A 25,637-nucleotide genomic window follows, 5' to 3' on the forward strand; every position below is an offset into this window, starting at 1 on the left:
AAAGGGCGGGCAAGATGGATTTCGCGAAGATCGCGATGGTGGCAGACAAGCGCCGTCACGGGCTGTAAAACCAAGACCAGGAGGCCGCGGAATGGTGGTGCAGAATCAAGGCGGTAGCGCGAGCGCCAAGCCCAAGCGCTCGCCCGGGCGGCCGCCCGGCGGCACCGAGGAGGCATTCCGCGCCCGGCGCCACGAGATCCTGCGGGCGGCGGCGCAGATGTTCAACGAGCGCGGCTTCCACGAAACCTCGCTCAGCGACCTGGCCGACCGGCTGAATGTCACCAAGCCCTCGATCTATTATTATGTCGAGAGCAAGGATGCCCTGCTGTTCGAGTGCAGCGGCGTGGCCCTGGCCCAGATGCAGCTTGCCGCGGCCGAAATCCTGACCTGCCACACCGGGCTGGAGCGCCTGGAGACCTTCTTCCGCCATTACACGCGGCTGCTGTGCGACGATTTCGGCCGCTGCCTGGCCCTGACCGATCCGCGCTGGCTGGAGCCTGACTCACGCAAATCGAACCTGGCCGGCCGCCGCGCCCTGACCAACAAGGTCGAGGAATTCCTCGTCGAGGGCATGGCCGACGGCTCGATCGGCCCCTGCGACACCCGCCTGACCACCTACACCCTGTTCTCGGCCTTCAACGGCATCGCCCGTTGGTGGAAGGCCGGGCGCGACCCCGCGCCCGACGACATGGCCGCCCTGACCCTGGGCACCTTCACCGCCGGCCTCAAGCCGCGGCAAACGTAACGGTTGACGCCAGACGGCGGGCCGGCCACAGATCAGGCGTTCCAGTACCGGTATCTTGCGTGTCAGCGCCCCACGCGGGCATTCCCGATCCAAAAATGACAAGGGCCAGCGCGTCATGAACTATTTTCTCACCGGGGCCACCGGCTTCATCGGCAAGTTCCTGCTGGAACGCCTGCTCGCCCGGCCGAAGGCGCAGATCTACGTGCTGGTCCGCCCCTCGTCCCGCGAGAAGTACGACGCCCTGCTGGAGCGTTTCGGCGACGCGGCCGAGGGCCGGCTGCACATGGTCGAGGGCGACGTCACCCAGGACGGCCTGGTGGCCATCGCCGACCTGAAGAAGCTCGAAGGCAAGATCGACCACATCTTCCACTTGGCCGCCGTCTACGACATGAACATGGACGATGCGACGGGCGACAAGATCAATAATGAGGGCACCCGCAACGTCGTCGACTTCGCCAACAGCCTGGGCGGCAAGGTGACCCTGCACCATGTCTCCAGCATCGCGGTGGCGGGCGACGGTTTCGCCGGCGTCTTCAGCGAAGACATGTTCGACGAGGGCCAGGACGTCAGCCACCCCTATTACCGCACCAAGTTCCAATCCGAGAAGATCGTCCGCGAGGCGAGCAAGGTGCCCTTCCGCATCTATCGTCCCGGCGCGGTGGTGGGCGACAGCCGCACCGGCGAGATGGACAAGGTCGACGGCCCCTACTACTTCTTCAAGACCATCCAGAAACTCTCCCACGCCATCCCCAAGTGGCTGCCGCTGCTGGGCATCGAAGGCGGCCGGGTGGCGCTCGTCCCCGTCGACTACGTTGCCGCCGCCATGGACGTGATCGCCCACAAGCCGGGCCTGGACGGCAAGGCCTTCTTCCTGATCCAGTCGCCCTCGCCCACCGTGGGGCAGTTGCTCCAGACCATCATGAGCGCCGCCCACGGCCCCGAATTCGCCAAGCGCTTCGAACTGCCCCTGGTTTCCCGCGTGGCGGGCGAATTCACCAAGCGCATGGGCAAGCTGGTGCCCGACGCCGTGAAGCGCCAGGTGTCGAAGACCCTGGGCCTGCCGGTGTCGGTGCTGGGCCAGGCCTTCAACCGCACCATCTTCGACGACAAGCAGGCGCGCGCGGCGCTGGAAGGCAGCGGCGTGCGCTGCCCGGACCTCCATGATTACGCCGACAAGCTGTGGCAGTACTGGGAACAGCACCTGGATTTCGAGACCGACGTCCCGCCCCGCCTGCTGCGCAAGCTCCAAGGCAAGGTGGTGGTGGTCACCGGCGCCTCGTCCGGCATCGGCCTCGTCACCGCCAAGAAGCTGGCGGCGGCCGGCGCCAAGGTGGTCCTGGTCGCCCGCGGCCTGGAGAAGCTGGAATCGGCGCAGAAGATCATCCAGAAGGCCGGCGGCGAGGCCTATGTCTACTCCTGCGACCTGAGCGATCTCAATGCGATCGACGCCATGGCCGAGGCGATCCTGCGCGACTTCGGCCATGTCGACGTGCTGATCAACAATGCCGGCCGCTCCATCCGCCGCGCCGTGTTCGAAAGCCTGGACCGCTTCCACGACTATGAACGCACCATGCAGCTCAACTATTTCGGGCCGGTGCGCCTGATCATGAAGCTGCTGCCGTCGATGGCCGAGCGCAAGAGCGGCCACATCATCAACATCAGCTCGATCGGCGTGCTGGCCAATGCACCGCGCTTCTCGGCCTATGTCGCCAGCAAGGCGGCGCTCGACGCCTTCAGCCGCTGCCTCTCGGCCGAGGTGAAGGCCCGCGATATCGAAATCACCGCGATCTACATGCCGCTGGTGCGCACCCCCATGATCGCGCCCACCAAGCTCTACGACTATGTCCCGACCTGGAGCCCGGAGCGCGCGGGCAACACGGTGATCAAGGCGATCGTCGAACGGCCCAAGAGCATCGCCACCGGTGTCGGCACCGCCGCGGCCCTGTCCTATGCCGTGTGGCCCAAGCTGAACGACTACATCCTCTCCCAGGGCTTCCGCCTGTTCCCCTCCTCCTCCGCGGCCAAGAGTGTCAAGGAAGGCGGCAAGCCGTCGGTCGAGCAGGTCATCTTCTCCAACGTGTTCAAGGGCGAGCACTGGTAATGACAACCCTGCTGCTGGTCGGCGCCACGGGCCTGGTCGGGCAGCACACGCTTGCCCTGGCCCTGGCCGACCCGCGGGTAACCAAGGTGGTCGCCCCGACCCGGCGGCCCCTGCCGGCTGGCCCCAAGCTCGAAAACCCGGTGGTGGATTTCGATGCCCTGCCGGAGGATGCCCCTTGGTGGCAGGCGGGTGCGGTCATCTGCACCCTGGGCACCACCCAGAAGATCGCCGGCTCGCAAGCCGCCTTCCGCAAGGTCGACTACGACTATCCGCTGGCCGTCGCCCGGCTCGCCCGCCGGCACAGCACCCCGGCCTATGCCCTGACCTCCTCGGTTGGGGCATCCGCCCGCTCGCCCTCCTTCTACCTGCGCACCAAGGGGAGTTGGAGAAGGAACTGGCCGGCGTCGGCTTTGCCTCGCTGACCATCGTGCGGCCGTCCGGCATCGATGGCGAGCGCAACCCGCCGCGCGCGATGGAGTCGCTGGGCATGAGCATCGTGCGGCACCTGGCCCCCATCATCCCGCGCCGCTACCGCGTGGTGACCCCCACCCAGATCGCCAAGGCCCTGATCCAGGGCGCCCTGGCCACCCCGCCGGGCGTGAATATCGTCGAGTCCGAAGCACTATAGCCCCGCCCGTCATCCCGGCCTTCGCCGGAATGACGATCATGGGGTCGTGCCTAGAAGCCGACGAACAACACCATGATCGCCAGCACCGGCATCAGCGACAGGACGAAGCCCAGCAACAGCAATTGGCCGCGGATCACCAGGATCAGGGCCGGCAAGGTGAAGACCGCCAGCAGAAAGCCGAAGATCACGGCGAAGGCCTGCGCCAGGCCCTCGCCGGCAGGATCCGAGTTCGCGGTCAACCCGCTGATCACCATGATCCCGCCCAGCATGGTTTCCAGGCACACCAGCACGAGCGTGATCACCCGCAGCGGCGGCCAAGGTTTAAGCGGCTCGATCATTGCGCTCCCCTCGTTCAGTATGCCGGCCCCTTGACCCCGGCCCCACAGTAGATGCCGGCGGCGGGCATCGCGGCAAGGGCACCGCCCTTAGGCAATCCGTTAACGATTGTGGCGGAGGATGGGGACAGGGAGGAGCGCTCACGTGGCTGCCTCGGTCATACATGTTCCGACTTTTGCCATCGCCCTGACCATCCTCATCACAGTGGTCACCGTGGCTTATGGCGCGCTTTATCTGGCTGGGCTGCGCTATCGGTCGAGCCAGACCTTTTTCCTGGCTTACGGCGCCTGCACCGTCGGTGTCGCCGGCGCCTTCGCCCGCCCCTTCATGCCCGAGGCGCTGTCGGTCGGCCTGTGCAACCTGGGCGTCGGCCTGTTTCTGGTCCTGCTGCATCGCGGCCTCGCCCATCTGACCGACCAGCCGCGCCGCCCGATCCGTATCGATGCCGCCCTGGTCGCCGGCCTGGTCCTCGTGCAACTGGCGCTGACGTTCGTCTGGCCCTCGCTCGGCCTGCGCATCGTCGTGTTTTCGGCCGCCGGCATCATCGAGCCCCTGCTGATCATCCGCATGCTGGCGGCGGTGCGCGAGCCTGCCCTACGGCCCGTGATCCGCTTTCAGGTGGCCGGCATCGCCCTCCTCGTCCTGATCAATGTCGCCCGGGTTCCCCTGACTCTCGGCGACGGGCTGACCTCGCTGATGAGTCCCAGCGTTTCGCTCGTGCTCTCCTTCGCCGGCTTCTTCCTGTTCATCATTACCAATGCCGTGGGCAACTTCGCCTTCATGGCTGCGCGCAACCAACTGGCGCTGCAACGGGCGGCGACCGAAGATCCGCTGACCAATGCCCTCAACCGGCGGGCCCTGGATTTCATCATCGAGCGGGAGTTGAGCCGGCGCCTGCGCAGCCGTGGCGACCTGGCCGTGCTGGTGCTCGATCTCGACGATTTCAAGGGCATCAACGATCGCCACGGTCACAAGATCGGCGACGACGTCCTGCGCTCGGTGGCCGACCGCGTGCGCGGCTGCATCGGCGGCTTCGACACGCTGGCCCGCATCGGCGGCGAGGAGTTCGTCGTCCTGCTGCCGGAATGCAACACGCACGGTGCCGGCCAGGTCGCCGACAGGATCTTGCGCGCGATCCGCCAGTCGCCGGCCGCCCATCTCGATGGCGAGGCGATCTCGATCACCATCTCGATCGGCGGTGCCTTGCTGTCGGGAAACACGCAGGAGGATTGGCCCAGCCTGTTCGACCGCGCCGACCGCGCCCTTTACCAGGCCAAGCTTACCGGCCGCGACCGGGCGGTCTTCCACAACGAACCGCGCCTCAGGCTTTCCGCATCGCTTTGAGATCGCGGGCACTTGCCCGCAGCCCTATTTCACGAAGGTGCTTCTGACGCTCGTCGAACTATTGGCATAGGAAACCCCCGCCACGCAGATGACGGCGCCCACGATGACTTGCCAGATCCACCGATTGTCCAACGGTATGTCGAAAATCAGCTTGAGCGCCAATCCATCGACGATGATGACGGCAAGCCACAAGCAGAGCCAAATCGAAAACAATTCGGGCAGTCGCCGATCCCTGCGAAGCACTAAATAAAGACAACGAAGACCAACGAGAAACAATATCAACTTAGCAAACCGCTCTATTTGCCAAGCCTGCATGACATCCTGTTGCAGGGGCATCACTCCGATGAACAGAGCAGGATTGTCATTGGCCAGCACGATTCCCTGCAATGCAACACCCAGGGCGACAACGACTAGGAGCACCAGGAAGCTTACTCCTGAGCCGGATGGGTCATTTGCCGGTTTTTTTTGTGTCACAACCTGACCGCCCCGTAGGTTGACCCTCTTTTTTTAGCACAAGACAGTAGCGGAGCGGCAATTTGGCCTGGAAAAATTATTGCCGTTCCGGTGCGACTTTCCCGGACCTATTCTGTCGAGAAGTTTCCGCCGGGACCGTTACGACAACGAAGGGGGGATCGGTGGTAGTGGAGGAGGGATTTGAACCCCCGACCTACGGATTATGATTCCGCCGCTCTAACCAACTGAGCTACTCCACCCCGATCAGGTGCGCAGACGCCTTGCGCCGCGAGGCCGCTGATATAGGCGGGGGATGCCGTCCCTGTCAAGCCGCGGGGCGCGCCGCGGCTGTTTCCTTGACGATCCAGCCGCCGCCCAGCACCCGCTGCGGCGCTGCGGCGTCGTAAAGCACGCAGGCCTGGCCCGGCGCCACGCCATATTCCGGCGTCTCCAGCATCACGGCGGCCCGGCGCGGGTGCTGCGGGTCGCGCCGGAACAGGCCCGGCACCGGCTCGCGCGCCGAGCGGATGCGGGCCAGCACGGGCACGGCCGCGTCCGGCGCCGGCGCCAGCCAGTTCAGGTCGCTGAGCGCGATATGGGCGCGCGCCAGGGCTTCGCGCGGGCCGACCACCACGCGCCGGCTCTCGGGCTCCAGGCGCACGACATAGAGCGGGGCATTGTCCTGCGTCACGCCGCCGCCGATGCGCAGGCCCTTGCGCTGGCCCACGGTAAAGCCGATCACGCCATCGTGCGTGCCAAGGACCCGGCCCTCGATATCGACGATCTCGCCGGGGTCCATGGCGCCGGGGCGCAGCTTCTCCACCACCGCGGCATAGCCGCCGCTGGGCACGAAGCAGATGTCCTGGCTGTCGGGCTTTTCGGCCACGGCCAGCCCTAAGCGCGCGGCCAGGGCGCGCACCATCGGCTTTTCGATCCCGCCCAGCGGAAAGCGCAGGAAATCGAGCTCTGCCTGGGTGGTCGCGAACAGGAAATAGCTCTGGTCGCGGGCCGGATCGTGGCCGCGGTAGAGGTGCGGGCCGTCGGGACCGCTTATCCGGCGCACATAGTGGCCGGTCGCCATGGCCATCGCGCCCAGGTCGCGGGCAGCGCCCAACAGGTCGCGGAATTTGACCGTCTGGTTGCAGCGGACGCAGGGCACCGGCGTCTCGCCCGCCAGATAAGAGTCGACGAAGGGCTCGATCACATTGGCGCGGAAGGCCTGCTCGTAATCGAGCACGAAGTGGGGAATGCCCACCTGCTCGGCCACCCGGCGGGCATCGCGGATGTCGAGGCCGGCGCAGCAGGCGCCCTTGCGGCCCGCGGCGGCGCCCTGGTCGTAAAGCTGCAGGGTGATACCCACGACATCATAGCCGCGCGCCTTCATCAGCGCGGCGGTAACAGATGAATCCACCCCGCCGGACATGGCCACGACAATGCGCGCGCCGGCGGGCAGGTCGTCCGCGGCGGTCGGCAACAGCAAGGCGTCGAGGTCGGCCGGCTCAATCATGGGCGGGACCATAAGCCGCCCGGCAAGGATGGACAAGCGGACGGAAGGAATTGCCGGGCTGTGCCAGCCGCAACACGCAGCGCCCCGGCCGCAACCCCGCGCCGCGCCAGGGTTTCCGCCCTTGGCCCGATCCCTGCAGCGACTTGCGCGGTACAGGCATCGGAAGCCCCATGGATATCGCCCCTCTCCCCGCCCCCGTCAGCAACCCGGCCCCCTCGGCCAGCGCCGAGCCGCCGCGCGAGCGGGACGGCGCGCCGAGCTTTGCCGAGCGGCTGGACGAGCAGTCGGGGGCCCGGCACGCCAAACAGGCGGCCCGGTTGGAGAAGAAGACAGCGGCGACCGATCAGGCGCCTGCCCCCGCCACGGCGCAGGCCCCCGTCGACGACGCGACCATGACGGTGGAGAGCAGCGGCAAGGGCGCCAATCCCGGCACCCGCCTGGAAGACAGCGCCGCCGCCCTGGCGAGCGAGAAGGTGGCGGACGACGCCGCGACCGATCCAGCGGCTGTCATGACCCAGATGCTGCAAGGCCTGACCGCCCCGGCCCAAGCCGCCCCGAACGCACCAAAGGCACCGGCCGGCGGCGTCGAGGCAACGGCCAAGCCCGACCCGCGCGAGGCGCTGGCGACCGCCGCCAAGGCAGGTGCGGAAGCTGCCGAAGCCGCCGCGAAGACCGATGGCGACGACACCGCGTCGGCCCCGGCCGATGATGCCGCGGCGACCGCCGACATGCCCCCGGCGCCCGCGCCAACCGCCGACAACAGCCAGGTCGCGACCGCGGGGACCGGCACGCCGGTGGTGACGCCGCCGCCTTCGCCCCATGGCCACGAGGCCGCGGCCCCCGCGCGGCACCCGTGCCCCTTACCCCCGAGGCCTTGGGCCTGAGCATCGCGAAGCACGCGGCGGCAGGCGAGAAGGTCTTCGAGATCAGCCTGACGCCCGACGATCTGGGCCGCATCGATGTCCGCCTCGAATTCGCCGACGACGGCCGCCTCACCGCCCATGTCTTCGCCGACCGGCCCGAGACCCTTCACCTGCTGGAACGCGACCGGGGCGAATTGGCCCGGGCCCTGGGCGGCCAGGGCCTGCCCGGTGACGGCAGCAGCCTGAACTTCGCCCTGCGCGATGACCGCACCGGCGGCAATACCGGCGGCGACGGTGGCGGCCGGCGCAACCGCAGCCGCGCCGGCGCGACCGCCCAAACCGAATCGACGGCCAAGCTGGCCGCCGCCGGCCGCCGCCGTGACACCACCACCACCAGCGCCGTCGACCTCGAAGTCTGACCGGAAGGAGAACCCCATGACCAGCGCCGTCCAGGGCACCACCAGCACGCCGACCCAGGCCGCCACCAGTTCGGTGAACCTGGCCAAGAACTTCTCCTCGTTCCTGACCCTGCTGACCACCCAGTTGCAGAACCAGGATCCGCTCAAGCCGCTCGACTCCAACGAGTTCACCAGCCAGTTGGTGCAGTTCAGCCAGGTCGAGCAATCGATCAACACCAACAAGACGCTGGAAAGCATGCTGGCCATGCTCCAGGGCAAGACGACCACCGACTCGATCGGCTACATCGGCAAGCAGATCGAGGTCGACAGCGCCACCAACGCCTATTCGGGCGATCCGCTCACCTGGCGCTATTCGCTCGACGGGTCGGCGTCGGCGGCCCAGGTCGCCGTGGTCGACGCCAAGGGCCATGTCGTGCGCACGCTTGCCGCCAGCACGGCCGCCGGCGCGCACGAATTGACCTGGGACGGCAAGGATGCGAGCGGCAATGCCGTGGCCGCGGGCAACTACACCCTGAAGGTCACCGCGGTCGACGGCAGCGGCAAGGCGGTCACCAGCACGATCGGCAGCATCGCCACCGTCACCGGCGTCGAAGCTTCGGGCAGTGCGCTCTCGCTGGTCACCAAATCGGGCACCGTCGCGATCGACAAGGTGAAGGGCATTTACGCCCCCGCGGCGTCTTAGGCGGCTGTTAACCCGCGGCTTTTACCCTGTGGGCATGACGCGGCGCAGCTACATGCAGGAAATGCTCGACGGGGTCCCCGGCCCCGACGGCCGCCCCTTGCGCATCGAAGACCTGCCGCCGCCCGAGACCAAGCGCTGGGTGATCCGGCGCAAGGCCCTGGTCGTGGCGGCCGTGCGCGGCGGCCTGATCAGCCTCGAGGACGCCTGCGCCCGCTATACCCTCTCGATCGAGGAATTCCTGTCCTGGCAGCGGGCGATCGACGCCTTCGGCCTGCCGGGCCTGCGCGCAACCCGTCTCCAGGACTACCGCGAGTTCTGATTTCAAAAGCCGCCAGACCACGCACCAACCGGTGCGCACAACTCTCTATCGTCATGCCCGGCCTTGTGCCGGGCATCCACGTCGGGACGAGCCACATTCGTTGACGCAAGAGGCAGCTTGCCGACGTGGATGGCCGGCACAAGGCCGGCCATGACGAGTTTGGGTGGTGTGGGCGGAGGGAAACCACCCGAGAGAAGCAGTTTTCCGCGCGTTAATCACTTATTCAACCAAGCCTGGGAAATTATTGCCTAGGGCGGTGGCGACACTGCTCCAGGGCTGGAACTTCCCGGGGGCGCGATGAACGCGATTATCGACAGACTGCGGCAACTGGGCGTCAGGCGCCTGGTGTCGATTGCCGGCATCGTCGTGGCACTGGCCGCCTTCCTGATCTTTGCCGCCAACCGCATGATGGCACCGCCCATGGCGCTGCTCTATGGCGACCTGGCGCTGGCGGACTCGGGCCGCATCGTCGAACAGCTCGAAACCATGAAGGTACCCTATACTCTGTCGGCCGACGGCACCCGCATCATGGTGCCGGCCGACCAGGTCGCCCGCCTGCGCATGGCGATGGCCGAAAGCGGCATGCCCGCGGGCGGTTCGATGGGCTACGAGCTGTTCGACCGTTCGGACTCGATCGGCACCACCAGCTTCGTCCAGAACATCAATCATCTGCGCGCGCTCGAAGGCGAGATCGCCCGCTCGATCGGCGCCATCGACCGCATCGCCTCCGCCCGCGTACACCTGGTACTGCCGCAGCGGCAGCTTTTCAACCGCGAGACCGAGGCGCCCTCGGCCTCCATCGTCCTCAAGCTCAAGTCCGGCAGCCTCGACAGCTCGCAGGTGCGCGCCATCCAGCAACTGACCGCAGCGGCCGTGCCGGGCCTCAAACCCGATCGCGTCTCGATCGTCGACGACCACGGCAATCTGCTGGCCTCGGGCGTCGCCAACGAAGGCGCCGACAGCGCGGCGGAAGCCGTTGCCAGCAAGACCCGCGACTACGAAACCCGCATGCGCCGGGCCCTGGAGCAACTGGTCGGATCCTCCGTCGGCTTCGACAAGGTGCGCGCCGAGGTGGCCGCCGAGCTCGACTACGACCGGGTCACGACCCAGACCCAGACCTACGATCCCGACGGCCAGGTGGTGCGCTCGACCCAGACCGTCACCGACCGCGGCCGCAACACAGAGGCCAGCACCCCGCCGGTCAGCGTGCAGAGCAACCTGCCCGGCAGCCAGCCGGCCGGCGCCGGCAACGGCACCCAGTCCCAGACCGACCGCAACGAAGAGACCATCAACTACGAAATCTCCCGCACCGAGAAGACCATCGTGCAGGAGGGCGGCCGGGTGAAGCGCCTGTCGGTCGCGATCCTGGTCGACGGGACCTTCGTGACCCAGGCCGACGGCACCCGCACCTATCAGCCGCGCCCGCAGCAGGAACTCGACCAACTCGAAACCCTGGTCAAATCGGCCATCGGCTTTGACGAGAAGCGCGGCGACCAGGTACGCGTGGTCAACCTGCCCTTCGTCGATGCCAATGCCGGGGACGCCGGCGGCGCCCCGGCCGCGGAAGGCTTCCTGGGCCTGACCAAGGCGGACTATTTCCAGATCGGCGAGATCGCGATCTTAGGGTTGGTCGCCATCCTGCTGACCTTGTTCGTGGTCCGCCCGATGGTCGGCCGCCTGCTGGCGCCGCTGGCGGGGACGCAGTTTGCCGGCGCCGTGGCCGGCGGCGGCTCGATGGGGCACCCCGGTGCGGCACAACTGGGCGGCCCCGCAGCGCAACTCGCCATCGCCGGCCCGGACGGCCGAATCATGCCGGCCCCGTCCAGCGGCATCGCCGGCGAGATCGACCAGATGGTGGACATCGCCAACGTCGAAGGCCGGGTGAAAGCCTCGAGCCTGAAGAAAGTGGGCGAAATCGTCGAGAAGCACCCTGAGGAGGCGATCGCGATCATGCGCAACTGGATGTATCGCGAGGCATAACATGGCGACCGCAACCCAGAAAGACGACAACCGCAACCTGACCGGCCCCGAAAAGGCAGCCGTGCTGATGCTCGCCCTGGGCGAGGATCACGGCGCGCCCTTGTGGCGCCTGATGGACGATGACGAGATCAAGGAGATTTCCTCGGCCATGGCCACCCTGGGCCGGGTGAACTCCGGCCTGGTCGAGCGCGTCTTCGTCGAGTTCGCCTCCAACATGACGGCGTCGGGCTCGCTGATCGGCTCGTTCGAGTCGACCGAGCGGCTGCTGTCCAAGTCGCTGCCGACCGACCGCGTCGTCCAGATCATGGAAGAGATCCGCGGCCCCGCGGGCCGTACCATGTGGGACAAGCTGGGTAACGTGAACGAGCAGGTTCTGGCCGCCTACCTGAAGAACGAATACCCGCAAACCGTCGCCGTGGTGCTGTCCAAGATCAAGTCGGAGCATGCCGCCCGCGTGCTGGCCAACCTGCCGGAGGATTTCGCGCTGGAAGTGGTCAACCGGATGCTGAAGATGGAATCGGTGCAGAAGGAAGTGCTCGACAAGGTCGAGCAGACCCTACGCAACGAATTCATGTCCAACCTCGCCCGGACCGCCCGGCGCGACGCCCACGAGCTGATCGCCGAGATCTTCAACAACCTGGACCGTGCCACCGAGGCCAAGTTCATCACCGCCCTGGAAGAGCGCAACCGCGACTCGGCCGAGCGGATCAAGGCCCTGATGTTCACCTTCGAGGATCTCCAGAAGCTCGACCCCAGCGGCATCCAGGTGCTGATGCGCGCGATCGAGAAGAGCCGCCTGGCCCTGGCGCTGAAGGGCGCCTCGGACACGCTGCGCGACATGTTCTTCTCCAACATGTCGGAACGCGCCGCCAAGCTGCTGAAGGAAGAGATGGAGCAGATGGGCCCGGTGCGCCTGCGCGATGTCGACGAGGCGCAGATGCAGATGGTGCAGAGCGCCAAGGACCTTTCTGCCCAGGGCCAGATCGTTCTCGCCGACGCCAAGGGCGACGACGAGCTGGTTTATTGACGGCGGGATGACCCATGATGGCCCATGAACCCGTGAAATTCACCTTCGACACCAGCTTCGAAGCCCCCGGCAGCCGTCGCAAGCAGCAGGCCCCGCCCGAGCCGACCTTCACGGCGGCTGAGCTCGACGCCGTTCGGCAGCAGGCCTTTGCGCAAGGCGAGGCGGCCGGGCGCGCCGAGCAGGCACGGGCCAACGCCGCCGCCCTGGCCCAGGCGAGCACCGCCCTGGCGCAGGAAATTTCTGCCGTTACACAGTCCCTGGCCGGCCGGCAGGCCGCCCTGACCGCCGATGCCGCAACCCTGGGCCATACGGTGGCCCGGCGCCTGTGCGAGACCCTGACCGCGGCACTGCCGCTGGCCGAAATGACGGCGATGGTCACGGCCTGCATCCAGGATCTCAAGGACGAACCACGCATCGTCGTCTATGCCCATCCGGATCTGCTGGACGAGGCCCGCCCGCTGTTCGAGGCGACCGCGGCGGCGCAGGCCTTCCCGGGCCGGCTGATCGTGCTGGCGGACCAGGCCCTGGCCCGCAGCGATGTCCGCATCGAATGGGCCCACGGCGGCATCCTGCGCGACATGGGCGCCTTGATGCGGACGGTCGATGCCACGGTCGGCCGCTATGTCGCGGCACGGCGCGCGTGAAACGCAAGACAGGAGTGAACCGCAATGGCCGGTGAGCAGGATATGACGCTCGAAGAACTCGAGGACGGCTACAGCGTCGCCCAGGACGACAGCGATGTCACGCGGAACGCCCAGGAACTGGAGGCGGTCTTCGACATTCCCGTCGCGGTTTCGGCCGTGCTGGGCAAGGCCCGGCTGCAGGTCAGCCAGTTGCTGCGGGTCGGGCGCGGCGCCGTGATCGAACTCGACCGCAAGGTCGGCGAAGCGATCGACATCTACGTGAACAACCGGCTGGTGGCCCGCGGCGAAGTGGTGGTCGTCGAAGATCGCTTAGGGATCACCATGACCGAAATCATCAAGGGCGACCGTCGCTAGCGCGACGGGGCGGGAGTACGAAAGATGCGGTTACTCATTGTCGGTTCCCTGTCGGGCGAATTCGGCGCGGCGTCCAAGATCGCCATGGCCCGGGGGGCCAAGGTGGCGCAGGCCGAGTCGGTCGAGGCGGCGCTCAACGCCCTTCGCTCGGGACGCGGCGCCGACCTGCTGATGGTCGATGTCCGGCTGGATATCGCCGCCCTGATCCAGGCCCTGGCCACCGAGCACATCCATATCCCGGTGGTCGCCTGCGGCATCGGTTCGGACACGCGCGCCGCCGTCATGGCGATCCGCGCCGGGGCCAAGGAATATGTGCCCCTGCCCCGGAAGCCGACCTGATCGCCGCCGTGCTGGAAGCGGTGGCCGAGGAAAGCCACACCCTGCTGGTGCGCGATCCCGCCATGGCCGAGATCGTGCGCCTGGCCGACCAGGTCGCGCCCAGCGAGGCGTCGATCCTGATCACCGGCGAGTCCGGCACCGGCAAGGAGGTCATGGCGCGTTACGTCCACCGCAAGAGCCGGCGGGCGAATGCGCCCTTCGTCTCGGTGAACTGCGCCGCGATCCCTGAAAACCTGCTGGAATCCGAACTGTTCGGCCACGAGAAGGGCGCCTTCACCGGCGCCGTGACGCGGCGCGTCGGCAAGTTCGAGGAAGCCAACGGCGGCACCCTGCTGCTCGACGAAATCTCGGAAATGGATGTCCGCCTGCAGGCCAAGCTGCTGCGCGCGATCCAGGAGCGCGAGATCGACCGGGTGGGCGGGTCCAAGCCGGTCAAGGTCGACATCCGCGTCATCGCAACCTCCAATCGCGACCTGACCGAGGAAGTCCGCAAGGGCACGTTCCGCGAAGACCTGCTGTTCCGCCTGAACGTGGTCAATCTCAAGATCCCGCCGCTGCGCAAGCGCCCGGCCGATGTCCTGGTACTGGCCGATCACTTCGTGCGCAAATATGCTGAGCTGAACGCGACCGGTCCCAAGTCCCTGCCCGAAGAGGCCCGCAAGCTGCTGCTGGGCCATGCCTGGAAGGGCAACGTGCGCGAGTTGGAAAACACCATGCACCGGGCGGTGCTGCTGTCGCCCAGCCCCGTCATCGAACCGTCGGCCATCGTCCTGCCCGACGGCTCGCGCCCCGGCGCCACCGATTTCATCAATGCCTCGACCCCGGGTGCCGTCACCCTTGCCGTGTCGTCCGCCGCCACGGGCGCGGCGCCCAAGGGCCTGGTCGGCCGCACGGTGGCGGATGTCGAGCGCGACCTGATCCTCGATACGCTCGACCACTGCCTAGGGAATCGTACCCATGCCGCGAACATCCTGGGGATTTCGATCCGCACCATGCGCAACAAGCTGAAGCAGTACACCGACGAAGGCGTCCCCGTGCCGACGCCGGGCGAAGCCCGCAGCGGCCTCGCCTGCTGACCATGGCCGAGAAAATGCCCCGGCATCCTGCGTCCTTCGAGACGCCGCCTTCGGCGGCTCCTCAGGATGAGGAGAATCTTGGTGGCATAATGACTTACCTCATCCTGAGGAGCCCCGCGCAGCGGGGCGTCTCGAAGGACGCGCAACGCGGCCCCGGGGCCTCGACAAGGATCGCCCGATGAGTGACGTGCAGGTAGCGGGTCCCACGGTGCTGGGCAGGATCAACACCGCCCTGCGGCGCGGCGATATCCTGATGGCGGTCGGCGTCATCGTCATCCTGACCGTGCTGATCTTCCCGATGCCGAGCTGGCTGCTCGACATTTCGCTCGCCCTCTCGGTGACGCTCAGCGTGCTGATCCTGATGACCTCGCTGTTCATCGAAAAGCCGCTGGATTTCAACTCGTTCCCGACGGTGCTGCTGATCGCCACCATGCTGCGGCTGGCGCTGAACCTGGCCTCGACCCGGCTGATCCTGGAAGCCGGCCACGAGGGCACCCATGCGGCGGGCGACGTCATCGCCGCCTTCGGCGCCCTGGTCATGGGCGGCAATTTCCTGATCGGCGTGATCGTCTTCGCGATCCTGGTGATCGTGAACTTCGTCGTCATCACCAAGGGCTCGGGCCGCATCGCCGAGGTCGCAGCGCGTTTCACCCTGGATGCCATGCCCGGCAAGCAGATGGCGATCGACGCCGACCTGTCGTCGGGCCTGATCGACGAGGCCGAGGCGCGCCGGCGCCGCACCGAGCTGGAACAGGAATCGACCTTCTTCGGCGCCATGGACGGTGCCGCCAAGTTCGTCCGCGGCGATGCCGTCGCCGGCCTGCTGATCACTGCCATCAACCTGATCGGCGGCGTCATCATCGGCACGATGCAGAACGGCATGTCGGCGGGCGACGCCATGCACACCTATTCGACCCTGACGGTCGGCGACGGCCTGGTCACCCAGTTCCCGGCGCTGATCGTCTCGACCGCGGCCGGCCTGATGGTGACCAAGGGCGGCACCCGCGGCACCGCCGACAAGGCGGTGTTCGGGCAACTGGGCGGCTCGCCCCGGGCCATGGGCATGGCCGCCGCCCTGGCGCTGACCCTGGCCCTGCTGCCGGGCATGCCGGCCCTGCCCTTCCTGGTGTTGGCCGGGGGCGCCGGCTATTTCGCCTATCGCATCAACCGCCGCCAGGAAGCCGAGGCCCGGGCCGCCGACAAGGCGCAGGCGGATGCCAGCCGCGCCGTGCCGGTCGAAGAGCCGATCTCGACCGCGCTGGCGATCGACAGCCTGCGCCTGGAACTGGGCTATGGCCTGATCCCGCTGATCAACGACGGCACCGGCGTGCGCCTGACCGAGCAGATCAAGGCCCTGCGCCGCCAGATCGCGGCCGAGATGGGCTTCGTCATGCCCGCGGTGCGCATCCTCGACAATGTCCAGCTCACCTCCAACACCTATGTCCTGCGGGTGAAGGAAATGGAGGCCGGGCGCGGCGACATTCGCCCCCACATGCTGCTCGTCATGGATCCCCGCGGCGAGCCCGTGGGCCTGCCCGGCGAGCCGACGGTGGAGCCGACCTTCGGTCTCACGGCGGCCTGGATCGATCCCTCCCTGCGCGAGGAGGCCTCGTTCCGCGGCCTCACCGTGGTCGACCCGGCGACCGTGATCAGCACCCACCTGACCGAGGTGATCAAGGACAACATGGCCGAGCTGCTGTCCTACACCGAGACGCAGAAACTGCTCGACGAACTGGCCAAGCCGCAGCAGAAACTGATCGCCGACCTGATCCCCGGCCGCTTCACCATCGCCGGCGTGCAGCGGGTGCTGCAGCAGCTCCTGGCCGAACGCATCTCGATCCGCGACCTGCCGACCATCCTGGAAGGCATCGGCGAGGCGGTCGGCTACAGCCAGAACATCATGGTGATCACCGAGCATGTGCGCAGCCGCCTGGCCCGCCAGATCTCCTTCGCCAACATGAATGCCGGCGGTTACATCCCGCTGCTGCCCCTGTCGCCCGACTGGGAACAGGCCTTTGCCGAGGCGCTGATCGGCCCCGGCGAGGAGAAGCAGTTGACCCTGGCCCCCAGCCGCCTGCAGCAGTTCATCCAGTCGGTCAAGGCCGCCTTCGACCGCATCGCGGCCGACGGTGAGCTGCCGGTGCTGCTGACCAGCCCGGCCATCCGCCCCTATGTCCGCTCGATCGTCGAACGCTTCCGGCCCCAGACGGTGGTGATGTCGCAGAACGAAATCCATCCCCGCGCGCGTATCCGCACGCTGGGCCAGGTCTGAGGGGGATAGCGGCTCATGCGCCTGCGCACCTTCCACGCCCCCAACATGGCGACCGCGATGGACGACATCCGCAGGGCGCTGGGCACCGAGGCAATCATCGTCTCGACCAGGCGCGCCGCGCGCGGCACGGTCGAAGTCGTCGCCGCGGTCGAGGATACGACCCTGGCTGCCGTCACCCCGGCCCCGCGCCCGGCCGAGGCGAAGGCCGAAGCCGCGCTGGATCGCCGCCTGGAACGACTGCTGGGCCAGGATCCGGCCGAGGAGCGGCAGAACGAACTCTTCACCCGGCAGATTGCCCGGGCCCTGGATCATCATCGCACGCCGCGGCGCCAGATCACCCGCCTCACCCGCGCGGCCGGCGCCTTCGTCGGCGCGGCCCCCAGCGATGCCCTGGCCCATGCCCTGTCGGGCCTGCTGCGCTTCTCGCCCCTGAGCACGCCGCTGGCCCGCTCGATCATGCTGGTCGGCCCGCCCGGCGTGGGCAAGACCGTGGTAACCGCCAAGATTGCAGCGCGCGCGGCCCTGGACGGCGCGCCCCTGCGGGTGATCAGCACCGATACGCTGAAGGCCGGCGCCACGGCGCAGTTGGAGGCCTATCTGCGGGCCTTGGAACAGCCGCTGGGCCTGGCCGCCTCGCCGGCCGAACTGGCCAAGCTCGAACACGCGGGCGGGCGCAGCCGGCGCGCGGTGATCGATACCGCGGGCGTCAATCCCTTCGCCGAGGGCGACATGACCCAATTGACCCGCCTGCTGGCCGCCGCCGACGTCGAGCCGGTGCTGGTGCTGGCCGCCGGGACCGACTCCCACGACGCCATGGATATCGCCCGGGTGTTCTCGCGCCTGGGCGTGCGCCGCATGATCGCGACACGGCTGGACGCCACGCGGCGCATCGGCAGCCTGATCGCCGCGGCCGAGGCCGGGCACATGGCCCTGGCGGAAGTCAGCGCCAGCCCGTTCGTGGCGCAGGGGCTGCGCCCGCTCGATGCGGTCGAACTGGCCCAGCGCCTGATGCAGGATTACGACGAACCCCAAGCCGACAGTGACTTCGAGGAGGCCGCCCAATGACCATTGAGACCACGATGGCCCGGGCACCCGCCAGCCTGAACGCCAGGCGTAACGAGGCGCGACGCATCGTCGCCGTCGCTTCCGGCAAGGGCGGGGTGGGCAAGACCTGGCTGGCGATCACCCTGTCCCATGCCCTGGCCCGCCAGGGCAAGCGGGTGCTGCTGTTCGACGGCGACTTGGGCCTGGCCAATGTCGACATTCAATTGGGCCTGATGCCCGAACACGACCTGGGCGCGGTCATCGCCCATGGCACTGATCTCGACGTCGCGGTCACCCCGGTCGCCGCCACCGGCTTCGACGTCGTGGCCGGCAAGTCGGGCTCGGGCCAATTGTCGTCCCTGTCGCGCCAGGAAGTCACCGGCCTGCGCCAGGGCATCATCGACCTCGCGCCACGCTACGATCATGTCGTCGTCGATATCGGCGCCGGCATCGACGCAACCCAGTTGATCCTCGCCTCGGCCGGCGGCCCGGCCCTGGTGGTGGTGACCGACGAGCCGACCTCGCTGACCGACGCCTATGCCTTCATCAAGGTGGCCAGCCGCCTGTCGCCCCGGCCCGACTTGAAGGTCGTGGTCAACATGGCCACGACCCGGGCCGAGGGCGAGCGGACCTATGCCACCCTGCGGCGCGCCTGCGAAAGCTTCCTCAAATTCAGCCCGCCGCTGGCCGGCATCGTGCGCCGGGACGCCAAGGTGAAGGACGCCATCCGTCACCAGGTGCCCCTCCTGACCCGCCACCCCAATGCCGACGCCGCCCGCGATGTCGAGGCGCTGGCAGCCGGGCTGGCCCCGCCGCCATGACCGATCCCGTCGCCGGCCCGAGCAACGCAACGGCTGTGGGCCTGACGCCCGACAGCATGCGTCAGCCGCGCGACCAGGGTTCGCCGCGATCCCGCGCCGGTACAGGCGGCGAAGCCGCGGCGGTGCCGCCGCCGACAGCCGCCGCCTCGGTCGTGCTCGCGGCCGAACTCCTGCGCCTGCGCATCGGCAGCCTGTTGACCGGCCTGATCGGCAAGGCCGATGCGCAAGGTCGCCCGACACTGACCACCGCGGCCGGCCAGTTCGCCCTGCTGGCCTCGCCCGCCGCGGCGGGCCTGGTGCCGGGAACCCCCGTATCCATGGTGGTGCAGGGCGCCGCCGATACCTTGTCGGTCCTGTTGCTGGGGCCGGCAGGATCGCCGCCGCGGCCGCTGGAACTGCTGTTCCTGGGCGCCAATGCGGCACCGGTGCCCAACGCCCCGACGCGGCAGCTCTTCGCCGGCACGCTGCTGCCCGCCGGCGGCGGCCCGCCCCAGGCCATCGCCCTTCACCTCGATACCGAGGCGCCGGTCCTCAACGCCAGCGTGACCAGCCGCAGGCCCCAGGCCGACGGCACGATACAGTTGCGGCTGGCAACCCCCGAAGGGGTTGTAACCCTGAACGATGCCCCCGCCGAGCTGGATCCCGGCACGCGGATCGCGCTCGACATCGTTGCCCGCAACGGCGCCCGGTCGCCGGCCTCGCCGTTGCCGTCGGCGACGACGCTGCCCAGCCTGGCCGGAGCATCGCCGGCCGTTCTGCAATTCGCCGCGGGGCGGACCGTTCTGTCCGATATCGAGCGGCTGCTGGCCGCGGCGCAACCAGACGGCGGGCTCAGCCTGGCGCGGATCCTCCCGGGGCTGGCGCAGAAGGACGGCCAGACCGCGGCGGTCGCCCTGCTGGGCGCCGCCCTCAAGTTCCGCGATTTCAAGCGCCTGGTGGGCGACCAGCGCCGCCTGGCGCTCGAGCACGACGCCGGCCCGGCACCGATGCTGCGGGCCGGGGCCGAGTTCGGCGAGATCGCCCGGGCAGCGACCGAGCCAGCGCCCCAGGGCTGGCGGCCGCTGGTCATGCCCTTCTTCGACGGCCGCCAGATCGTGCCGGTGATGATCTTCGTCCGCCCGCAGGAGGAGCCCGCCGGCGATCCCGACGAGGCCGAAGCGCACGTGCACAAGGGCCGGCGCGGCACGCGCTTCATGGTCGACCTGTCGCTGAGCGAGCTGGGCCTCCTGCAGGTCGACGGCTTCATGCAGGACAAGCGCATCGACACCATCCTGCGCAGCCGGCGCCCGCTCGATCCCGATCTGCGCTCGGGCGTCGAGGCTCGCTATCTTACAGTGCTGGAAACGGCGGGTTTTGCCGGCAGCCTGCTGTTCCAGGTGCAGGACGGCCCGCCCGGCCTGGTCATCGGCCCGCCCGCCGCCCAGCCCGCCGGGCACATTTCACTGACCGCCTGAGGCGGGCGACACCCGGCCTGCGATCTGCGCTAGCATGATTCCTGGATCGAGAATCGCCGCCCGCGGAAGCCTTGAATGTCCCTGCCCCATGCGCTGCTGACTGCCCTCCTGGAACACCCCTGCTCCGGCTCCGAACTGGCCAGCCGCTTCGACCGGTCGATCGGCTATTTCTGGCAGTCCACGCACCAGCAGATCTACCGCGAACTGGGCAGGCTCGAGGCGGCGGGGTGGATCGAATCCCTTGCCCCCGAAGGCGGCCGCGGCCGCAAGCGGGCCTATCGCGTGCTGCCGGCGGGGCGCCAGGAACTCAAGCGCTGGGTCGGCGAGTCGAACGATCCCAAGCCGCTGCGCAACGAGCTGATGGTCCGCCTGCGCGCCGAAGCCGTGGTCGGCCCGACCGGCATCGCCCGCGACATCGAGCGGCAGATGGCCCTGCACCTCGCCCAGCTCGCCCTCTACCGCGAGATCGAGACCCGCGACTTCTCGAGGGTGGATCCCACCAAGGCCGATGCGTTGCGGCACCTGGTGCTCACCGCCGGCATCATGACCGAGACCCTGTGGGTCGAATTCTGCCGCCAGGCGCTCGCCGTCCTGGCAGCGCCCGGCGACTGAAGGCTTGGCTGAAGCCTTGCACGAACGTTGTGCGTCCTTCGAGACGGCCCTTCGGGCCTCCTCAGGATGAGGAGAATCTTTGTGGCAAAAAGACTTTCCTCATCCTGAGGAGCCATGCGAAGCGTGGCGTCTCGAAGGACGCACAATGCCACAAAGGTACCCTTCGAGTCCCGTTACACAGCCGTCTTGAACGCCGGCAGCAGGTGGCCCAGGCGGGCGCCCATTTCCTTGCCCAACGCTTGCAGCCCGGTGAACGGCCGGACCATGACCTCGAACTCGACGATCTTGCCCTGCTCGTCGAAGCGGATGAGGTCGATCCCCTTGAGCTGGCGGTCGCCCACGTTGGCGCTGAATTCCAGCACCACGTTGAGGCCGTCCTCGCTCGCCAGCTCGCGGTGATAGGTGAAATTCTCGAAGACCTGGATGACGGTGCTCACCGCCAGAGTCAGCGCCGCCGCCGAATGATAGGCAGTGATCGCCATGGGCGAGCGGAACACCGCATCGGGATGGACGATCGCGGCGAGATCATCCAGGTTCCGGCTGGCCACCAGCCCGTGCCAGGCGGCAAGCGAGGCGGCGGCAGCCGGGTGCAGATGGGACAATGTCGAGGTCATGGTGTGTCTCCTCTCTCTCAGATGGCCGCGGCCAGGCGTGTGCCCTGGTCGATGGCCCGTTTGGCATCCAGTTCGGCCGCGACATCGGCGCCGCCGATCAGGTGAACAGTGCAGCCGGCTTGCCTGAGCGCGCCCAGGAGTTCGCGCTGCGGTTCCTGGCCGGCGCAGATCACCACGTGGTCGACCTGGATCAGCTTCTCCTGGCCGCCCACGGCGACATGCAGGCCGTCATCGTCGACCCGGCGATAGGTGACCGCCGGGACCATCGCCACCTGCCGCGCCTTCAGCGCGGTGCGGTGGATCCAGCCCGTGGTCTTGCCCAGTTGCTCGCCCACCTTGCTCTGCTTGCGCTGCAGAAGATAGACCTGCCGGGGCGCCACCTCGGCCTGCGCCGCGCGGATGCCGCCGGCGTTGCGATAGTCGGGATCGATGCCCCATTCGGCATAGAACTTGGCCGGGTCCAGGCTGGCGCTTTCGCCGCTGTGGGTCAGGTATTCCGAGACGTCGAAGCCGATGCCGCCCGCCCCGACCACGGCGACACGCGCCCCTACGGGCACCTCGTCGCGCAGGACGTCGAGATAGCCCAGCACCTTGGGATGGTCGGCGCCTTCGATTTCCGCCACGCGAGGGGTTACCCCGGTCGCCAGCACGATCTCGTCGAAGCCGCCCTGCGCAAGCTCGGCCGCAGACACCCGGGTGTCGAGCTTCACGGTCACGCCCAGGCGTTCGAGGCGGCGCCGGAAATAGCGCAGCGTCTCGTGGAACTCTTCCTTGCCCGGCACTTTCTTGGCGATGTTGAACTGGCCGCCGATTTCGGCGCCCGCCTCGAACAGCACCACCTCGTGGCCCCGCTCCGCGGCGGTGGTCGCAAAGCTCAGGCCCGCAGGCCCCGCGCCGACCACGGCGATGCGCTTGCGCTGCGGCGCGGGCTCGATCACCAGTTCGGTCTCATGGCAGGCCTGCGGGTTGACCAGGCACGACGTGATCCGCCCGCTGAACGTATGGTCGAGGCAGGCCTGGTTGCAGCCGATGCAGGTGTTGATCTCGTCGGCCCGGCCCTCGCGCGCCTTGCGCACGAAATGCGGGTCGGCCAGGAAGGGCCGCGCCATCGAGACCATGTCGCAATAGCCGTCGGCCAGGAGCTGTTCGGCAACCTCGGGCGTGTTGATTCGGTTGGTCGCCACCAGCGGAATGCCCACCTGCCCCTTCAGCAGCCGGGTGACCCAGGCATAGGCGGCGCGCGGCACCTTGGTGGCGATGGTCGGGATGCGCGCCTCGTGCCAGCCGATGCCGGTGTTGAGGATGGTCGCGCCCGCCGCCTCGATCGCCTTGCCCAGGTGGACGACCTCGTCGAGCGAGGAACCGCCGTCCACGAGATCCAGCATCGACAGGCGGTAGACGATGATGAAATTGGCCCCCACCCGCTCGCGCACCCGGCGCACGATCTCGACCGGGAAGCGGATGCGGTTCTCGTAGGCGCCGCCCCAGGCATCGTCGCGCTGGTTGGTGCGGGCGGCGATGAACTCGTTGATCAGGTAGCCCTCGGACCCCATGATCTCGACGCCGTCATAGCCCGCGTATTGCGCGAGTGCTGCACAGCGCACGAAATCCTCGATCGTCTGTTCCACCTCGTCGGCGCTCAGCGCGTGCGGCACGAAGGGGTTGATCGGTGCCTGGACCGCGCTGGGGCCACCAGGGCGGGCTGATAGGCATAGCGGCCGAAATGGAGGATCTGCATGGCGATGCGGCCGCCTTGGGCATGCACGGCCCGGGTGATCACCCGGTGGTGCTCGGCATCGGCCTCGCTCGCCATCACCGCGCCGCCCATCATGGGGCTGCCCCGGTCGTTGGGGGCGATGCCGCCCGTCACGATCAGGCCCGCCTCGCCCCTCGCCCGCTCGGCATAGAAGGCCGCCATCCGATCAAAGCCGCCCGGCGCCTCCTCCAGCCCGACATGCATCGAGCCCATCAGCACGCGGTTCTTCAGCGTGACGAAACCAAGGTCGAGGGGTTCGAGAAGACGGGGATAGGGGCTCATCGATCCATCTCTATGCAATCAGTTGCGCTTATCGTTGCCACATCGGCAGACAATTTGCAACTAGTTGCATAGACGGCCGCTCGAAGGCCGGGCGGGTCAGCTCCCCAACCGCCGCCCACGCCGGCGGTGCTGAACCAGGGCAATTTCGTCGAGTTCGCCCTGTTCGGCCTGGGCCACGGCCTGGCGGCGCTGCCGTTCTTTCAGATCGACCGCGATTTCATAGCGCTTCACTTCCTGGAAGGCGGCGGCGACGGTGTTGGCCGCAAGCTCGATCTGTTCGACCAGTTCGTCGATCGACCGCACCAGGGTCTCGCGTCGCAACCGGGCGCCGCTCAGATAGGCGGCGAACTGCCGCGCGCCCTCGGTCAGATTGTCGGCAACCAGGCGTTCGCGGGCAACCTCGGCGTCGAGCGCCGCCACCTTGTGATCCAGCTCGGCGCGCAACTGTTCGAGCTCGGCCAGGACGCGGCGCTTTTCGTCGAGCTGGCGTTGATGAAGCTGGATCAGGGTTCGCAAGCCTCGAACGTTACGCATGAGATTACTCCATCACCGGTGCAAGGATCTGGCCGAGCCGGGCATAGCCCTGGTCGAGGCTGGATTGTTCGGTCTTGCCCTGGCCCAGGAACGCCTCGAGCCCGGGATTGAGCTCGATCGCCTTGTCGATTTCGTCGCTGGCGCCGCGGCGGTAGGCGCCCAGCCGGATCATCTCGGCCATGTCGTCATAGGCGGCCATGTAGCGTCGCGCCGTCTTGACCAGGCGGGTTTCGTCCTCGCTGTTGCAGCCGGGCATGGTGCGGCTGACCGAGCGCAGGATGTTGATGGCGGGAAACCGCCCGCGTTCGGCGATCGCGCGTTCGAGCACGATGTGACCGTCAAGGATACCGCGTACCGCGTCCGCCACCGGCTCGTTGTGATCGTCGCCTTCCACCAGCACGGTGAACAGGCCGGTGATCGTGCCTTTCCCGGTGCCCGGGCCGGCGCGTTCCAGCAGCTTGGGCAGTTCGGCGAAGACGGTCGGGGTATAGCCCTTGCTGGTCGGCGGCTCGCCGCCCGAAAGGCCGATCTCACGCTGGGCCATGGCAAAGCGCGTCACCGAATCCATCAGGCACAGCACATCCTTGCCCTGGTCGCGGAAATACTCGGCCACGGTCAGGGTCATGTGGGCCGCCTGGCGGCGCATCAGGGCGCTTTCGTCCGAGGTTGCGACCACCACCACCGAACGGGCCAGGCCGTCGGGGCCCAGGTCGTCCTCGATGAATTCCTGCACCTCGCGCCCGCGTTCGCCGACCAGGCCGATGACGATGACATCGGCGCTGGAATAGCGCGCCAGCATCGCCAGCAGCGACGACTTGCCCACGCCCGAGCCGGCGAAAATGCCCATGCGCTGGCCGCGACAGCAGGTCAGGAAGGTGTTCATGGCGCGCACGCCCAGGTCGATCTTGCCGCCCACGCGCTTGCGCTTGTGTGCCGGCGGCGGCTGGCAGCGGATGGGATAGGCCTGCGCGCCGCGCGGCAGCGCGCCCAGCCCGTCGACCGGCCGCCCCAGGGCGTCCACCACCCGCCCCAGCCATTGGTCGCAAGGGTGCACCGCCGGGGCGGTATCCTCGATGATGACCTTCGAGCCCATGCCGACGCCGTCGACCGGCCCGAACGGCATGGCCAGTGCCCGCGTTTCCGAGAAACCGACGACTTCGGCCAGGGTTTCGCCGCCATCGCGCCCGACCAGGCGCAGGCGCGAGCCGACCCCGATCGCGCCCTTGGCCCCGGCGACTTCGACCAGCAGCCCCTGCACCGCCACGACCCGGGCGAAGCGGGTGGCGGTGGGGGTCACGGCGATTTCGGCGATCAATGCTTGCACGCATGCCTCCCTGAAGGAGCATGATCATGACCCGCGGTCGATTAACCGAGCGTAAAAGCAAACGTCCACGAATTGTTAAGCATAAGGGTTGTATGCAGGTTGCAATC

The 25,637-nt window shown here is 67.9% G+C and carries 28 protein-coding genes and 1 tRNA gene; 20 read left to right on the top strand and 9 right to left on the bottom strand.

What is annotated here, in order from left to right; genetic code table 11:
• The first annotated feature begins 91 nt into the window (after positions 1-91).
• The 4 genes from D3874_RS01825 to D3874_RS29020 all read left to right on the top strand — a co-directional run bounded on the left by D3874_RS01825 (position 92) and on the right by D3874_RS29020 (position 3,474).
• A complete protein-coding gene (locus D3874_RS01825; protein WP_119775821.1) occupies positions 92-745 on the top strand; it encodes a TetR/AcrR family transcriptional regulator in 654 nt (217 codons plus the stop codon).
• 115 nt (positions 746-860) lie between these two features.
• Entirely contained in the window at positions 861-2,846 is a 1,986-nt protein-coding gene (locus D3874_RS01830; protein ID WP_119775824.1) for an SDR family oxidoreductase, read from the top strand.
• Entirely contained in the window at positions 2,846-3,268 is a 423-nt protein-coding gene (locus D3874_RS01835; protein WP_199698882.1) for a Rossmann-fold NAD(P)-binding domain-containing protein, read from the top strand. The genes D3874_RS01830 and D3874_RS01835 overlap by 1 nt, the downstream gene beginning before the upstream one ends.
• Positions 3,229-3,474, top strand: coding sequence for a Rossmann-fold NAD(P)-binding domain-containing protein (locus tag D3874_RS29020; protein WP_199698883.1), 246 nt, complete (start codon positions 3,229-3,231; stop codon positions 3,472-3,474). Before D3874_RS01835 ends, D3874_RS29020 begins: the two co-directional genes overlap by 40 nt.
• Before the next feature lie 50 nt (positions 3,475-3,524).
• Here D3874_RS29020 and D3874_RS01840 read toward each other — a convergent pair whose 3' ends face one another.
• A complete protein-coding gene (locus D3874_RS01840) occupies positions 3,525-3,812 on the bottom strand; it encodes a hypothetical protein (protein ID WP_147385484.1) in 288 nt (95 codons plus the stop codon).
• Positions 3,813-3,954: 142 nt separating this feature from the next.
• Here D3874_RS01840 and D3874_RS01845 point away from each other — a divergent pair, with 142 nt between their 5' ends.
• On the top strand, positions 3,955-5,154 hold the full coding sequence (locus tag D3874_RS01845) for a GGDEF domain-containing protein (protein ID WP_119775829.1): 1,200 nt from the start codon (positions 3,955-3,957) through the stop codon (positions 5,152-5,154).
• A gap of 24 nt (positions 5,155-5,178) precedes the next feature.
• Here D3874_RS01845 and D3874_RS01850 read toward each other — a convergent pair whose 3' ends face one another.
• The 3 genes from D3874_RS01850 to mnmA all read right to left on the bottom strand — a co-directional run bounded on the left by D3874_RS01850 (position 5,179) and on the right by mnmA (position 7,114).
• On the bottom strand, positions 5,179-5,574 hold the full coding sequence (locus tag D3874_RS01850; protein ID WP_119775831.1) for a DUF2569 family protein: 396 nt from the start codon (positions 5,572-5,574) through the stop codon (positions 5,179-5,181).
• A gap of 216 nt (positions 5,575-5,790) precedes the next feature.
• Positions 5,791-5,867, bottom strand: a tRNA-Met gene (locus tag D3874_RS01855).
• Between the two features lie 65 nt (positions 5,868-5,932).
• Positions 5,933-7,114 carry a tRNA 2-thiouridine(34) synthase MnmA gene (gene mnmA, locus D3874_RS01860; protein ID WP_199698884.1) on the bottom strand — a complete coding sequence of 394 codons (1,182 nt, stop codon included), beginning with the start codon at positions 7,112-7,114 and terminating at the stop codon, positions 5,933-5,935.
• Positions 7,115-7,284: 170 nt separating this feature from the next.
• Between mnmA and D3874_RS01865 the strand changes: the two genes are divergently transcribed.
• The 15 genes from D3874_RS01865 (at position 7,285) to D3874_RS01930 (ending at position 21,020) form a co-directional block, all read left to right on the top strand.
• The gene (locus D3874_RS01865) at positions 7,285-7,998 is read left to right on the top strand and encodes a hypothetical protein (RefSeq protein ID WP_119775836.1); all 714 of its coding nucleotides are present in this window, start codon (positions 7,285-7,287) and stop codon (positions 7,996-7,998) included.
• A complete protein-coding gene (locus tag D3874_RS01870) occupies positions 7,968-8,396 on the top strand; it encodes a flagellar hook-length control protein FliK (protein WP_119775839.1) in 429 nt (142 codons plus the stop codon). Before D3874_RS01865 ends, D3874_RS01870 begins: the two co-directional genes overlap by 31 nt.
• 16 nt (positions 8,397-8,412) lie before the next feature.
• Positions 8,413-9,078 carry a flagellar hook assembly protein FlgD gene (locus D3874_RS01875; RefSeq protein ID WP_158595777.1) on the top strand — a complete coding sequence of 222 codons (666 nt, stop codon included), beginning with the start codon at positions 8,413-8,415 and terminating at the stop codon, positions 9,076-9,078.
• Between the two features lie 34 nt (positions 9,079-9,112).
• On the top strand, positions 9,113-9,397 hold the full coding sequence (gene sciP / locus D3874_RS01880; RefSeq protein ID WP_119775845.1) for a CtrA inhibitor SciP: 285 nt from the start codon (positions 9,113-9,115) through the stop codon (positions 9,395-9,397).
• Positions 9,398-9,694: 297 nt separating this feature from the next.
• The gene (gene fliF / locus D3874_RS01885) at positions 9,695-11,377 is read left to right on the top strand and encodes a flagellar basal-body MS-ring/collar protein FliF (protein ID WP_119775848.1); all 1,683 of its coding nucleotides are present in this window, start codon (positions 9,695-9,697) and stop codon (positions 11,375-11,377) included.
• 1 nt (position 11,378) lies between these two features.
• Positions 11,379-12,404, top strand: a complete 1,026-nt coding sequence (gene fliG / locus D3874_RS01890; protein WP_119775851.1) for a flagellar motor switch protein FliG — start codon at positions 11,379-11,381, stop codon at positions 12,402-12,404.
• A 14-nt stretch (positions 12,405-12,418) separates the two neighbouring features.
• On the top strand, positions 12,419-13,048 hold the full coding sequence (locus D3874_RS01895) for a FliH/SctL family protein (protein WP_119775854.1): 630 nt from the start codon (positions 12,419-12,421) through the stop codon (positions 13,046-13,048).
• A 24-nt stretch (positions 13,049-13,072) separates the two neighbouring features.
• Positions 13,073-13,402, top strand: coding sequence for a flagellar motor switch protein FliN (gene fliN / locus D3874_RS01900; RefSeq protein ID WP_119775856.1), 330 nt, complete (start codon positions 13,073-13,075; stop codon positions 13,400-13,402).
• 24 nt (positions 13,403-13,426) lie between these two features.
• Entirely contained in the window at positions 13,427-13,741 is a 315-nt protein-coding gene (locus tag D3874_RS32355) for a hypothetical protein (protein ID WP_456306388.1), read from the top strand.
• Between the two features lie 8 nt (positions 13,742-13,749).
• Complete coding sequence (locus D3874_RS01905; RefSeq protein ID WP_456306389.1) at positions 13,750-14,817, top strand: sigma-54 interaction domain-containing protein; 1,068 nt, start codon at positions 13,750-13,752, stop codon at positions 14,815-14,817.
• Positions 14,818-14,995: 178 nt separating this feature from the next.
• Positions 14,996-17,089 carry a flagellar biosynthesis protein FlhA gene (gene flhA, locus D3874_RS01910; protein ID WP_119775859.1) on the top strand — a complete coding sequence of 698 codons (2,094 nt, stop codon included), beginning with the start codon at positions 14,996-14,998 and terminating at the stop codon, positions 17,087-17,089.
• 15 nt (positions 17,090-17,104) lie between these two features.
• Positions 17,105-18,154 (top strand): flagellar biosynthesis protein FlhF, encoded by a 1,050-nt coding sequence (locus D3874_RS01915; protein ID WP_119775862.1) that lies wholly within the window; start codon positions 17,105-17,107, stop codon positions 18,152-18,154.
• Complete coding sequence (locus D3874_RS01920) at positions 18,151-18,954, top strand: nucleotide-binding protein (RefSeq protein WP_233559789.1); 804 nt, start codon at positions 18,151-18,153, stop codon at positions 18,952-18,954. Before D3874_RS01915 ends, D3874_RS01920 begins: the two co-directional genes overlap by 4 nt.
• A complete protein-coding gene (locus D3874_RS01925; RefSeq protein ID WP_119775864.1) occupies positions 18,951-20,408 on the top strand; it encodes a hypothetical protein in 1,458 nt (485 codons plus the stop codon). Before D3874_RS01920 ends, D3874_RS01925 begins: the two co-directional genes overlap by 4 nt.
• Positions 20,409-20,483: 75 nt before the next feature.
• Positions 20,484-21,020 carry a PadR family transcriptional regulator gene (locus D3874_RS01930; protein ID WP_119775866.1) on the top strand — a complete coding sequence of 179 codons (537 nt, stop codon included), beginning with the start codon at positions 20,484-20,486 and terminating at the stop codon, positions 21,018-21,020.
• Between the two features lie 173 nt (positions 21,021-21,193).
• Here D3874_RS01930 and D3874_RS01935 read toward each other — a convergent pair whose 3' ends face one another.
• The 5 genes from D3874_RS01935 to fliI form a co-directional block, all read right to left on the bottom strand.
• On the bottom strand, positions 21,194-21,634 hold the full coding sequence (locus D3874_RS01935; RefSeq protein WP_119775868.1) for a nuclear transport factor 2 family protein: 441 nt from the start codon (positions 21,632-21,634) through the stop codon (positions 21,194-21,196).
• A 17-nt stretch (positions 21,635-21,651) separates the two neighbouring features.
• The gene (locus tag D3874_RS01940) at positions 21,652-23,289 is read right to left on the bottom strand and encodes an oxidoreductase (RefSeq protein ID WP_274380553.1); all 1,638 of its coding nucleotides are present in this window, start codon (positions 23,287-23,289) and stop codon (positions 21,652-21,654) included.
• A complete protein-coding gene (locus tag D3874_RS31810) occupies positions 23,274-23,672 on the bottom strand; it encodes an oxidoreductase (RefSeq protein WP_274380554.1) in 399 nt (132 codons plus the stop codon). Before D3874_RS31810 ends, D3874_RS01940 begins: the two co-directional genes overlap by 16 nt.
• 96 nt (positions 23,673-23,768) lie before the next feature.
• On the bottom strand, positions 23,769-24,206 hold the full coding sequence (locus D3874_RS01945) for a flagellar FliJ family protein (RefSeq protein ID WP_119775870.1): 438 nt from the start codon (positions 24,204-24,206) through the stop codon (positions 23,769-23,771).
• Between the two features lie 4 nt (positions 24,207-24,210).
• Positions 24,211-25,530 carry a flagellar protein export ATPase FliI gene (gene fliI, locus D3874_RS01950; RefSeq protein ID WP_119775873.1) on the bottom strand — a complete coding sequence of 440 codons (1,320 nt, stop codon included), beginning with the start codon at positions 25,528-25,530 and terminating at the stop codon, positions 24,211-24,213.
• Positions 25,531-25,637: the final 107 nt, after the last annotated feature.

The sequence above is a fragment of the Oleomonas cavernae genome (genome assembly GCF_003590945.1).
In the GTDB taxonomy this organism is placed as follows: Bacteria; Pseudomonadota; Alphaproteobacteria; order Zavarziniales; family Zavarziniaceae; genus Zavarzinia; species Zavarzinia cavernae.